The organism is Mastigocoleus testarum BC008 (genome assembly GCF_001456025.1).
Taxonomy (GTDB): Bacteria; Cyanobacteriota; Cyanobacteriia; order Cyanobacteriales; family Nostocaceae; genus Mastigocoleus; species Mastigocoleus testarum.
Genome location: NZ_LMTZ01000087.1, coordinates 123,111 through 135,945 on the forward strand (window position 1 = coordinate 123,111; position 12,835 = coordinate 135,945).

At 37.7% G+C, this 12,835-nt stretch carries 12 protein-coding genes; 6 read left to right on the top strand and 6 right to left on the bottom strand.

The window, feature by feature from the left end; genetic code table 11:
* Window positions 1–207: 207 nt before the first annotated feature.
* On the bottom strand, window positions 208–1,128 hold the full coding sequence (gene phnD / locus BC008_RS15960) for a phosphonate ABC transporter substrate-binding protein (RefSeq protein ID WP_027845028.1): 921 nt from the start codon (window positions 1,126–1,128) through the stop codon (window positions 208–210).
* A gap of 1,508 nt (window positions 1,129–2,636) precedes the next feature.
* On the opposite strand from phnD, the gene BC008_RS15965 reads away from it, so the two are divergent.
* A complete protein-coding gene (locus tag BC008_RS15965; protein ID WP_027845027.1) occupies window positions 2,637–2,876 on the top strand; it encodes a hypothetical protein in 240 nt (79 codons plus the stop codon).
* Between the two features lie 305 nt (window positions 2,877–3,181).
* Here the strand turns inward: BC008_RS15965 and BC008_RS15970 are convergent, their stop codons facing one another.
* Window positions 3,182–3,640, bottom strand: coding sequence for a cupin domain-containing protein (locus BC008_RS15970; RefSeq protein ID WP_027845026.1), 459 nt, complete (start codon window positions 3,638–3,640; stop codon window positions 3,182–3,184).
* Between the two features lie 44 nt (window positions 3,641–3,684).
* Between BC008_RS15970 and BC008_RS48360 the strand changes: the two genes are divergently transcribed.
* Window positions 3,685–3,864: an alpha/beta hydrolase gene (locus BC008_RS48360; protein ID WP_153009596.1), complete on the top strand. Its 180-nt coding sequence runs from the start codon at window positions 3,685–3,687 to the stop codon at window positions 3,862–3,864.
* A 120-nt stretch (window positions 3,865–3,984) separates the two neighbouring features.
* On the opposite strand, the gene trxA is transcribed toward BC008_RS48360, so the two are convergent.
* On the bottom strand, window positions 3,985–4,308 hold the full coding sequence (gene trxA / locus BC008_RS15975; protein WP_027845025.1) for a thioredoxin: 324 nt from the start codon (window positions 4,306–4,308) through the stop codon (window positions 3,985–3,987).
* 81 nt (window positions 4,309–4,389) lie between these two features.
* On the opposite strand from trxA, the gene BC008_RS15980 reads away from it, so the two are divergent.
* Window positions 4,390–4,776, top strand: coding sequence for an ArsR/SmtB family transcription factor (locus tag BC008_RS15980; protein ID WP_058183660.1), 387 nt, complete (start codon window positions 4,390–4,392; stop codon window positions 4,774–4,776).
* Window positions 4,777–5,018: 242 nt separating this feature from the next.
* On the opposite strand, the gene BC008_RS15985 is transcribed toward BC008_RS15980, so the two are convergent.
* The gene (locus BC008_RS15985; RefSeq protein WP_058183661.1) at window positions 5,019–5,474 is read right to left on the bottom strand and encodes a hypothetical protein; all 456 of its coding nucleotides are present in this window, start codon (window positions 5,472–5,474) and stop codon (window positions 5,019–5,021) included.
* A 243-nt stretch (window positions 5,475–5,717) separates the two neighbouring features.
* Between BC008_RS15985 and cruF the strand changes: the two genes are divergently transcribed.
* The gene (gene cruF / locus BC008_RS15990) at window positions 5,718–6,590 is read left to right on the top strand and encodes a gamma-carotene 1'-hydroxylase CruF (protein WP_027845023.1); all 873 of its coding nucleotides are present in this window, start codon (window positions 5,718–5,720) and stop codon (window positions 6,588–6,590) included.
* A 75-nt stretch (window positions 6,591–6,665) separates the two neighbouring features.
* Window positions 6,666–7,865 (top strand): 2'-O-glycosyltransferase CruG, encoded by a 1,200-nt coding sequence (gene cruG, locus BC008_RS15995; RefSeq protein ID WP_027845022.1) that lies wholly within the window; start codon window positions 6,666–6,668, stop codon window positions 7,863–7,865.
* Window positions 7,866–8,111: 246 nt separating this feature from the next.
* Here cruG and rnhA read toward each other — a convergent pair whose 3' ends face one another.
* The gene (gene rnhA, locus BC008_RS16000; RefSeq protein WP_027845021.1) at window positions 8,112–9,020 is read right to left on the bottom strand and encodes a ribonuclease HI; all 909 of its coding nucleotides are present in this window, start codon (window positions 9,018–9,020) and stop codon (window positions 8,112–8,114) included.
* Between the two features lie 378 nt (window positions 9,021–9,398).
* Here rnhA and BC008_RS16005 point away from each other — a divergent pair, with 378 nt between their 5' ends.
* Window positions 9,399–10,916, top strand: coding sequence for a site-2 protease family protein (locus BC008_RS16005; RefSeq protein WP_027846599.1), 1,518 nt, complete (start codon window positions 9,399–9,401; stop codon window positions 10,914–10,916).
* A 680-nt stretch (window positions 10,917–11,596) separates the two neighbouring features.
* Here the strand turns inward: BC008_RS16005 and BC008_RS16010 are convergent.
* Window positions 11,597–12,769: an MFS transporter gene (locus BC008_RS16010; RefSeq protein WP_027846600.1), complete on the bottom strand. Its 1,173-nt coding sequence runs from the start codon at window positions 12,767–12,769 to the stop codon at window positions 11,597–11,599.
* Window positions 12,770–12,835: the final 66 nt, after the last annotated feature.

Below are 12,835 nucleotides of genomic sequence, written 5' to 3' on the forward strand. Positions count from 1 at the left end.
CTTTATATAAAGAAGCTTTTATCAGCTACAGCTATTTTTCCTAGTAAAAAATCCTAAATTGTAATTTCCCTTACCAGTTCCCTGTTTCTTGTTCTTTCCCATTTCTTCTCAAAAAATAAATAAAGACACTCTCAGTGAGTAATTTGATACTCGTAAAAAGTGTCTACTTTCTGAGTTCCAATAACATCAACCAATTTACCGTTACTGTTATTTAAGAATTTCATCACGCCCTAAACCCAATTCCTTAACCATGTCGCGAATCAATTGGTAATCTTGGGGATCGACTGGATCGTAACGCTCTAATTCTCCATACCCACTAACTTTGATGTCTTTATGAGCATTGAGGATTGAATCCCTTATTTTTGCTTTTAGAGACTCATCTAACTCACGGCGATATGTCAAAGGTAAACCAGGAAGTGGTTCGGATTCAAGCAAAATACGGTTAGTTTCTTTGGATATTAAGCCTTTTTGTAACATCTTATTGTAAGTGATGTCATTATCAGCCGCTGCATCTACAGTTTTATTCTTTACAGCTAATTCAGCAGCATCATGACCTCCTGCGTAGCTCAAGTTACTAAAAAATTCCTGAGGCATTTTACCAGTTGCTTTTTTTACTAAGTAGGTAGGAACTAAACTACCACTAGTGGAAGCAGGATCAACAAAAGCAACACTCTTACCTTTGAGATCTTGAATTGATTTAACCTTGGAATTTCCTGGAACAACAAAAATACTCTTATAAGTAGAAAGACCCGTACTTTTTCTCACCCCAACTGCAAATGCTTCTGCATCGGCTTCTTTTTCAGCTAACACATAAGATAAAGGTCCAAACCAAGCGATATCAACTTTATCCCTTTTCATCGCTTCAATTACACCAGCATAGTCAGTTGCAGTAAAAACTTTAACGGGACGTTCTAATCTTTTCTCCAAGAAAACTCGCATGGGCTCAAACTTTTCAATAGTTTCCTCATTATTTTCTATTGGTATTAATCCCATTACAATCTCTTTTTTAGATTCGGTAGAAAAAGATTGATTATAAGAGCCTTTAGTATTTTTACTAGAAATTCGATTGCAGGCTCCCAAAACCGGTAACAGAATCAATAAAGCTGTCAATAATTTACGGCGATACATAGCTGTAATTTATTTAGTAGGTTGAACGAGCAGCAGAAAATAATTGAGTCACATGAAATATGACTATAAAGCATTGTTCTTTTCCCAACAGTAAGAAATAGCAACACTTTAAAACTTAGTTATTAAATTATATACAAGTGTGACAAATAATATATACATATTTGCTACATCAATAATTTTTGCATTCATACAATTGCTGTTATTAACCAGCATTTATTGCAAGTAACAAAAAATACTTCATCTCTATAGTGGAGGTTAACATTATAGGATTTTTATTTCACAGAATCAGCAGATACAAATGAATAAAAACTACATAATGTTAAGATTGATATCAGTATATTTAGGGATGAATAACAGTTATTATATTGTCTGGATACTAAGAAATAACTTATAAATAAAATCAAGTACTCAGCAAATCTTGCTATGGGTAAAGCAAGTAACTTGAAGTATTTATGAATTTAATAATATATACATATATATTTTTTTTTAAATGTAAAAAACGTAAAAAATGTAAACGAAAGTGATATATTATTTGTTTCAAGGAAAACGTGGTGTGAAAGTGTGCCCAAATCTATCTTAAGACATAGAAGCAGATGATTACGCAATTTGTAAATTTATTCCTAGGACAACGTACAACAAATTGAAAGATAGATTGAGGCTAAAACCGGCAAATACGCGGCTAAAAGATAGAAATCGATAATTTGACTGTTGCGACTCAAAAGCAAAATCAATTATGTATAAAAGAAAAGCATATTTCTTAGTGCTGCGAAATCGACCACAATCCGTAAATCATAAGTAAATCCCAAGAATTACTGTTTTTCTTCCAAATTACCTTTAGCCTTAACAAGTAAAATATTGTATGTGTATTAATATTTTTTGCCCCTCAAAGGTCAATATTTGTAAAACTTTTTGTGAAGTTCCTTTTACCCGTAGTGTGAATATCCTCATTCCGACTTCATCTAGGCTATTGGGAAACACTAGATCAAACTAATCAAGAAATCTAGTTGATTTTTATTTCGGGGAAACATAAATTCAGCTAATCCCTATTCTATTTTCTTACTTCCTTGCAACTGCTGGGAACTACAGCAGGATTAATTACGGATTTCGATAAATATGGACTGAAATAGCTTTAAATTAGCTAACAATGTACAGAGAGTCGAAATCAATAAAAATAACCAGACACTGCTGATTCTATATGTCAGGGCCGAATAATTTCCCTAGGGACTTTCAATTATCTCGATTAATAACTAGTTAATTGCAAAACTATTTCATTAACATGAAACAGTAATAGAATGAACTATAGGATGAAAGTCTTGTTGAACAAGTATGACGGCCTCTAAATTTAATATTATTAATAATATTAATTGCAATAAATTATATTAATTACAATAAATTTTTAAGTCAGACAGGTGAAGTTCAAGAATCGAGAATGACAATGCTGATATTGCTTCTATCTAATACATCTTTTTCAGTATTTCCCCAGTAGTAATATTTTGGAGACAATTAAAATGCTTGGCACAAAAGGCGAAACTTTAAACATCAATGACTGGTTAGCAAGAGCAGGATTTAAACAGGCAGATATTATCAAGATGCAACCAGATTTAATTCGTAATCTAAATAAACAGTGGCGAATTTATCGAGAAAACGTACAAACATTTATGGAAGAGAACGGTTGTTGTGACCCATCTCAATTTCAAATCAACCATCCATATCGCACACCCCAGTTGGTTGAAGTTGGAGAAAATTGATATTTTATTCTTCAGCTCTATCTATCAACTGTTCGCTATCGATCAAAGAGGATAAGTTATCAGAGAAGACAAAGTACGAAGTTATTCCAATTTTGCTCAAATATCCCCAGAAAACTTTAGTCGATCTATCCAATTCGATTAATGATACACGGCTTTTACTGAAAGCTGACCGAGCCTCAATTTAGAGACGTTCCATGGAGCGTCTCCAACTTTCGGGGTTAGTTAATATTAATGCAAGATTTTTTAACTAATGCAAGGTTTTTTAACATTATGATAGGTAGTACTTTCTTCTCATCTCTGAAAAATTAATTGTAAACGGCACCATCTTTGTGCGTAAAAATTACACCATTCTCAGTAAATTTAGCTTTTAGATCCTCATCTGGATAATTAGCCTCATCATTAGATTTACGAGCGCCAATTTCTAGGTAAGTCGCGATATTTGAAGAATGATTTACTAAATGGTGTCCATTTTCCTCTCCAGCAGGAAAGCCAGCAGCCATCCCCGCACTTAAAACTTGCTCGCCTGAATTGGTAATCAGCATGAGTTCACCCTCTAGAATGTAGACAAATTCATCCTCTTGAACATGCCAATGTCTTAATGCAGAACAGCTTCCTGGCTGTAGATGTACGAGGTTGACCCCAAAATCATTTAAACCCGCAGCATTACCTAACCTTTGTTTAATTCTTCCTGCGACTTTTGCTTTGAATTCCTCTGGGTAGTTGGTACCTGTTTCCTTTGGTACTTCAGAAGGGTTAATAATCATATATTTTTTTTACGAACTAATAATTTGTAGATAACTATCAGTTTATGGCTAACGCCACGCCCTTACGGGCTACAGTTTATGGGCTACCTGTAGTTCCGCTAACAGTTACTGTTACCCTGTTGTCTACTACTAATTACCCATTACCAATTACCAATTACCAATTACCAATTACCCATTCCATAACCCATTATCATAATGACACAACGGGAGCAAGCCAAATATAACGTTTGCCAAGACAAAAAGCAGGAGAAGCAAAGATAAATAAAGAAATGAATCAGAAAATTTATACTGATATACCTTGCTTTCTCCCTAACTTGTTTTAACTTTTTTTGCCCCTTTATCTGCTAGAGATACTGTGTTAAAGTCTTAGCAATGGTTGTTTTTGGTACTGCACCTACAACCGTATCCACCTGTCGGCCACCCTTAAACACCATGAGTGTGGGTATACTGCGAATACCATAATGACTAGCAACGGTGGGATTTTGGTCTGTATTCAGCTTCACCACTTTTATCTGTCCTGTATATTCCGCAGCAACCTCATCAACTACGGGGGTCACCATTCGACAAGGACCACACCAAGGTGCCCAAAAATCTACCAGAACAGGCATTTCACTTTCAAGTACTTCTTGCTTGAAGGTGGCTTCTGTCACATCTGTAACGGATGACATACTTGCCCTCTCTACAATTTTTCAAGTATTCGATAAAATCGAACAAATAAAATATAGTTCTTTTTGCGAGATAATGCAACTATGAGATTTCTGTATCACCCAGACCAAAGAGACATCACATTACCAGGAGTATTGTATGCATTGGGTGACCCAGTCCGTTTGGAGATAGTGCGGTTGCTGGCTGAAAAAGGAGAGCAGTGTTGTGCTGATTTTGATTTTGTCATCTCCCGTGAGGGATCAGCACCCCGCACTATAGCAAAATCAACGATGTCAAACCATTTCAAGATTTTAAGAGAGTCTGGAGTGGTGTTTACACGTAAGGAGGGGACACAGCATATAAATAAGTTACGGCGACAAGATTTGGAGGGATTGTTTCCCGGTTTGTTAGAGGCTGTGCTTTCTTCTGCAAAGCCATTAGCAACTTCTCAAGGTGAACTGACAAAACAAGCAGCTTCATCTTTTGGTTAATACTTTGGGTATATTTTAAAAGGTTTTGGTATAAAGGTTTCTGGTCGCCTGAGAGCTATTATTTCCCGCCTGAGAATTAAAAATTAAATACATAAAAATTAAATAGATAAAAAAGTAATTTATTATTCTACCCTGGAATGGCTTTATAATTTTCAGGGCATATACTGCATTGAAAATACATGCTAAGGGTACTCGACCGAGTTTTTGCGCGTTACAAAATGCTAGTTACAAGCTACCAATTACTAACCACCAATTATCAGCGACAAGTTACCAGTTACCAAAAGATGAATTAGTATTCCTGCAGCTAAACTCATCAAAGAAAGAACAAACGTAACCCAAAAAAAATGCTTCGACTTGAATCCAGCCATTTGGAAATCTACTCGGACTAAAGTTGTAGCGCAAAAAATTAATAATCCAAATAAAAACGAGCGGAACCAAGCAAGAATAGCAAAAAGAAATAGCGAGCCTAATATTATACCACCAAACGCTCGCCAACCAGATTTGAAAAATGTATTCAAAAAGTTGACAATCCTGGAAGATGGGTTTGTTAAAACACTATTTACAAATAGAGCAATTATTGCGATCGCAATCCATATATACCAAGGGGAATTAATTTGAGATATTTTCCATCCTAAGCAACTATAGGTGAAAAATAGAAGCATTAAGGATAACTTGGGGAGCTTAAGCAAAGTTAACATGGGCTGTTATTAGCAATGCTATTCTAAGTGATTTAGCAAATATTTATTACAAGTTTTGCTACATTTTAATGTGATTTTATTTACTTAACTATTTGGTTTCGCGGGAATTATAATCAAGCATAAATATAAATTTTCCCGTAAACACAGGCAATTATCTGGTAAATTTATTTAAAATATTTCGTAAATTTTTGTAAACTGTTAATAGTTAAATAAGCGTAATTCGCCTCATATTAAGGAATATTCATGAGAAAATCTGCGATTGCCGAGCGTATTTGCCTGGGAGGGCATATCTTGTCCCTGGTCTTTGGGCTGTTGGGCATACTACTAGTAATACCTCATCCTGAAATGCTTGTACATTTTGGCTCATATGGGCAAAATGCGATGCAGTTAAGTATGGCAGGTGGGGGCGTTGTATATATGGTTCTGGGTGCAAGTGCTGTATTTTTGTACCTTAGAAGAAACTTAGGTTTGTTTTGTGCTTTAGGATTTGCCTTACCTTCTGTATTTATATCTTTGGGAGCCGAACTTCTTGGTACTAGTACCGGATTTCCTTTTGGTAATTACAGTTATTTAAGTGGTTTGGGTTATAAGGTTGCAGGTTTAGTACCTTTCACTATTCCTTTGTCTTGGTTTTATGTGGGATGTGCTTCCTATTTACTCGCACGTATTGGCTTGCAGGTAGATAGAAAACCTAGTTTTTTGCGTCACGCAGCTGCGGTGATTTTAGGTGCTTTTTTATTAACGTCTTGGGATTTTGTGCTGGACCCTGCAATGAGTCAAACATCTTTACCATTTTGGTACTGGGACAAGCCCGGAGCCTTTTTTGGTATGCCTTACCAAAACTTTGCAGGCTGGATGGGAACTGGTGCTTTATTCATGACTGTAGCTGCTTTTCTATGGCGAAAGCAAACTGTTAGTTTGGAACGCTCCCAATTGCATTTTCCTCTGATTGTCTATCTCAGTAATTTTGCTTTTGCGATTGGATTAAGTGCTGGTGCAGGCTTTATTACTCCAGTAATTTTGGGCTTTGCAGTTGGGATTTTACCAGCTTTTGCTTTGTGGATGAAAGCAACCCCCACAACTACACCATCAATCATAGAGACTGGCACTAACTAAATAACAACAGCTTCTATAGATTCTGTCGTCAAGTAAGCAAAAAAACACTATCAATAAATATCGTAAAAGAAGGCTGTGGTCAAAGATTGGACACTTTTGAACGGTATCTGTCTATCAATATTAATGATTCAGGTACCTGCGGCTCTGATTATGCTGTCGCGAATCTTTAAAGGGGCGATACGTTATTCTCCAATCGAACCGCAAAATCCAAAGCCAGACCTTTTAGGTAAGGTAAGTGTGGTCGTTCCGACCCTGAATGAGGCACAACGTATTAGCCCATTATTAGCTGGCTTAACTCGGCAAACTTATGAAGTAAAAGAGATTATTGTTGTTGACAGCAACTCTAAGGACGGTACACCAGATTTAGTCAAAGCTGCTGGTGCAGGAGATCCTCGTTTTAAATTAATAACTGACGATCCATTACCCAGTGATTGGGTGGGTCGCCCTTGGGCTTTACATAACGGTTTTTTGCACAGTTCTGAAACAAGTGAATGGTTCCTCGGAATGGATGCTGATACTCAACCATCACCAAAACTAGTTAGTAGTTTAGTGCAAACCGCAATAACTCACGGCTATGACTTAGTTTCTTTATCTCCAAAATTTATTCTTAAGTATCCAGGAGAGTGTTGGTTACAACCAGCGTTATTGATGACTTTGCTTTATCGTTTTGAATCTGCTGGCGTGGATACTCAAGCAGCACAGAGAGTAATGGCTAATGGACAGTGTTATTTATGTCGCCGTTCAGTACTGACATCAGTTGGCGGTTATACCAGCGCCAAAAGTTCTTTTTGTGATGATGTAACTTTGGCGCGAAATATTGCCAGTGCAGGTTTTAAAGTTGGTTTTTTAGATGGAGCAAAGGTACTTAAAGTTCGCATGTATGAAGGGGCGCTGCAAACTTGGCAAGAATGGGGGCGTAGTTTAGATCTAAAAGATGCCTCCAGTCGCGCTCAAATTTGGGGCGATCTATGGTTACTAACTTCAGTTCAGGGTTTACCTTTGCCGATTGTCCTAAGTTATTTTATTTTTAAAGTACCTTTTGATGCTTCGTTTTCTTTTGTACTGCTATTGCTAATCCTAAATATATTTCTCCTATTCGTGCGGTTTGGAATGTTATTCGCAATTGCAGCTTCATACGAATTGAGCCAAGCAATAGGGGCTGGGCTATTTTGGCTTTCACCTTTAGCCGACCCCCTAGCAGTAGTAAGAATTTTACTTTCAGCAGTCAATACGCCACGGGAATGGCGAGGACGAAAATATACAGTAAACAAGTGAAAGTAAACCGTGAAAGTTAATCTTTGACGGTTAGTTTTGACCTTGAATGGTAAACAGTTGACGGTTGACAGTTGGGTAGTCAGTGGCTGTTAGCAGTTCTGAACTACCTAAACTTAACCGTCAATCAACAACTAAATCTATTGCTAGCCGGTCACTAATGATGAATAACACATCACACATTCAAAGTGACAACAAATTCAAATTAACGACAAATTTAAATTGACAAGTGAAAAATGACAATTCCGATCAATCTTCATCATTCACTAAGTCAGCACGTTCGAGTTCCCAGAGAATTTGATTGCCTTCCCTTCGTACTCGCGAAACAACCCAGTTTCGCCAACGCCATTGGTCACCTCGACTGGTTACAGCACTAGCATGAACATCCATTAAGTCTGCTAGTTCTGAGCTAGTTATTAAGTAGCCTTTTTCTGCAATCTCGTCCGCAATCCGAAGGGTTTCTACTAAGTTGTGTAAGTGTGCGATTCTTATTTCGCCTGATTTATCCTCGCTTACAGCAACAGCAGAGGCATTAGATGAATCCATATTGGTTGTATCCGATGCAAAAGTACTGGTTTGATGTGTATCTTTGTTAATTATCGTAGATTTGCTGCCAGAATCCGAGACCTTTACTGCTTCTATTTGATTTGTTTGCAGCGAATCGGGGTTTTTGGCAGTAGAATCTAACGATTGTTTGAGTTGGGGATATTTACCACTAGCAAAAGTCGTTGCTATCTGGTCGCAACGTTCGTTACCCGTGTTACCAGAATGACCTCGGACATGTTGCCATTTAATTTGTTTGGTATTTAGTTGGTCGAGAGTTACCAACAAATCTTGATTGAGAACTGGTTTCCCATTTGATTTTTTCCAACCCTTTTTTTTCCAACCACCTACCCACTTGGTAACGCAGTTAATGAGATATTCGCTATCGGTGTAAAGAGTAATAGAATCTCTTTGCTCCGTTGTTTTGAGAAATTGTAACGCGGATATCGCAGCTTGCATTTCCATGCGGTTATTTGTTGTTTGAGGTGAAGAATCACCCATTTCATGAATTGAACCATCATTAAAATAAATAACCACTCCCCAGCCACCTGGACCCGGGTTTCCGGTGCAAGCTCCATCAGTATATATACTTTCGATCGTGGGTACTGAAGACATAGTAAGAATATATAAAACTCAAAAGCAAATTATTGCAATTCTTCAGGGTAGTTAATGTAACATTTTTTGGTATTAAATCTCTAAAAAATCCCAAAATAAAAATACTCGGGCAATTGAGAATAGATCTTCATAGTACTCGATTCCGGACATTTCAACTGATATTGGATTAGACTAATTAATGGGTGATGGGTAATGGGTAATGGGTAATGGGTAATGGGTGATGGGTAATGGGTAATGGGTAATGAACAATAAAGCAATATAAAAAATGTCTTCATTGCTACCTTTGTAGAAGCTCTCGGCGATAAACGTTATAGATTATTAATATCCTCAAATACCTGGTAAATTCAGGTTTGATTATCAAAAGTGAGTTATTTGGAGATGGTTACAGCACAGACTCCTGTAGTCGCGGCTATTGTGTTAGTCAGTTTTGGGATATTAGGTTGGGGCTTCTTTCGCGCCAAAGGCTTTGGCAAGCTAGGAATTTTAGCCTGGTTACAGTCGGTGGTATTAATGGTTCCTTGGTTATTATTTTTTGGCCTGTTTGCTGCCGGAATTTATGTTAATCTCGCAGGAATACTACTTTTAATTGTTGTTTCTACTACAATTTACATTGCGATAGGAAGAAAATTGCGGGAACTTGGACAAGATGCCATACTACGACAAAAGGCAAATCAGAGAATAGCTTCAGAAACGTCATCAGAATCTTCTAGTTCCGATCTAGAATCTTCTACTAGTGAAACTAGCACCTCAGGGCAAAGAAATTCTGAATTACAACCGGAAATAATTCCCATTCCGGAAGAAGATTTGAACGCTATCAAAGGAATTTTTGGTATTGATACGTTTTTTTCTACCCAAACTATTGCTTACCAAGAAGGTGCAATTTTCAGAGGAAATATTCGGGGAGAACCGGAAGTTGTTCACGAACGCCTCACTGCTAATTTAAAAAAATCTTTAGGCGATAAGTATCGCTTATTTTTAGTAGAAAACACTGATGGTAAACCTGTGGTAATTATTTTGCCTAGTCGTAATGAACCCCGTTCTATGACACTAGCGCAAAAAATCTTTGGCGTAATTTTATTTTTTGCGACTATCGCAACAAGTATGGAAGCTGCAGGGATTCTGCTCAGTTTCGATTTCTTTGCTAGTCCAGAACGTTACCAAGAAACTTTAACTATTGCCGGTGGAATTATTGCAATTTTAATTTCCCACGAAATCGGTCATTGGTTCTTTGCTCGACGCTATGATGTTCGTCTGAGTTTGCCTTATTTTATTCCAGCAGTACAAATTGGTTCTTTTGGTAGCATTACCCGCTTTGAGTCAATCCTACCTAGTCGCAAAGTACTATTTGATATTGCTTTGGCTGGTCCCGCAACTAGTGGAATTGTATCTTTAGTTTTATTAATTGTGGGATTTTTACTATCCCAGCAAGGGAGTTATTTCGAATTACCCAATCAATTTTTTCAAGGTTCAATTTTGGTTGGAACTTTAGCAAAAGTTATTTTAGGTTCTGCTTTGGAATCTCCATTGGTGGGGGTACATCCACTGGTGATTATTGGTTGGCTGGGTTTGGTCATAACTGCCTTAAACTTAATGCCAGCAGGACAACTTGATGGAGGACGTATTGTCCAAGCAATTTACGGGCGTAAAACTGCACAAAGAACAACTATTGTCACTTTAATTGTTTTGGGATTAGTTTCTCTGGGAAATCCTTTAGCAATATATTGGGCAATTGTAATTTTGTTTTTACAAAGAGATTTGGAGCGCCCCAGTTTAAACGAAATTACTGAACCAGATGACGCCCGTGCTGCTTTGGGTTTATTGGCATTGTTTTTGATGATTACAACTTTAATACCTTTAGCTCCTGCTTTGGCTGGAAGTTTAGGTATTGGTAGTTAAAGGTAAAAATGTACTACTGTATCTGAGTTTTAATTTAGATGTTGCGGCAGTCTAACTAACTCAGTAACAGTAATAAACCTAATAAACCAACATTCCGCTAGTCCCAGACATGGAAGTAGCACTCTTAAGTCCAAAATCAAAATAGAGACGTAGCGATACTGCGTCTCTACAAATATATTTCTACGAATACGATTGGTGGTGACGTTACGCATTCACGGACTATTAGAAATAATCACAGAAATTTCTAAAATTTACCCGTACAAAATCAAATTTAGCCAAAGGAATCATATTTGTCCTTTATTTGTCCCCAGTTTGTCACCATACCTGGGGAATAATAACCTCAGACATAGATAACTATCGATTTGTTCCTCTTTTCGCCCAGGTAAAAGCAAGCTTTGCCTGGGGATTTTCGTCTCTTTAATTATTTAAAATAACATAATTCAAACGTTCAAGCAATTTGTGTTATGAGTTGTAACAGATTGGTTGGCGATTGGCGACTGGGGATTGGTAATGGGTAATAGAGAAATGTCCGCGGGATACCGGAAGCCACTGTTCAGCTTGCTGTGTTCAAGAAGCCCGCACTGTACTGTAAGTATTGCGTACGCTTCGACCCCTAATCGCCAGTCGCCATATGCCGCTTGCGGCGGCACGCAGTGCTATCCCCAATCCCTAATCGCCAATTACCGACTCGCAGCAATACATAATCCTGATAACAAAAATGCGATCGCACCCCCAATAGCTTCAGCTACAGGTTCCCTCAATAATCGTTCTGGAACTAGTACATTTGTTACGGCCAAGGATAAGGATATACCCGCAAAAAACATTCCTACTCCTAAACCCGACCATTTGGGAGGAACTACTGATAGGGCGAAGGGTATTCCACCGTTGATAATTAAGCTAAAAGCCGCAATTAGTAAAATAAAAGTGGCGATCGTGGCGTTGGTAAATACTATGGACACCATCAGCACGATGCTAGCCCCAATACCATATAACATCGCTTTACTATTACCGATTTTACTAGCAATAATGCCTGCGGGAACTGCGGCTAAAGCAATTACGACGCCAATACCAACCATTTCCCAATTAATATTAATGTTGAGTTGAGCTTGTAATACTTTGGCTAAAGTATCCATTAATAGTCGCGCACCTAAGCCAATTCCTGCACCGGTTCCCAAAATTAAACCCAGTTCCCGAATAATTCCCCTTGGATCCGCGTCGGATCGATCTATTGGAGAGTTTGGCTGGTTAAAAAAACGTAATACTGCTGCTGAAGTGAATAGAGCAATAGAACCAATTGCAAAAATTGCTAGTGGAGAAAATTCTAATACTACCCGATCTGCTACTGGTCGAAAAGCGTTAACTGTTCCTCCAACTAGGGTTAGGATACTCGCTGCTATTGGTAAATCTTCCGTGGGAGCATAGCGCCGCAATAATGCAACTGCTGGAGCGCGAAATATCATCATTGAAACAACCCAGGCGATCGATAATACCGGTAGTAACCAACTAGTTATCTCTGATCGGTCAAAAACAGTCAGAATAAACGGAATTGTCATGAACAATATTGAAGAAACGATCACACTTTTCCAAATAAACGGAAAGCGATTTCCTTTCTGCTGTGTTAAACGGTCAGAAAATCCACCTACAAGTGGTTCGAGTATCACAGCTATAGCATTTTCTAAAATTACTAATCCGGTTACTAATTGGGTGGAAAAACCAAATGAAGTCAACAACTGGGTCAAATAAAAATTATAAATCAACCAAGTGAGGAATATAGCCCCTATAAAAGCAGCTAAACCCCAAACCTGCGACCATAAGATAAAAGGTTTTGATGAGTCTGGTGAGGAGGTACTCATATTTTTTTTAGCTTACCCCTGAGGTTTTTTCTGTTGAAGTGATTTACTATCAGCACTTTGTTATTG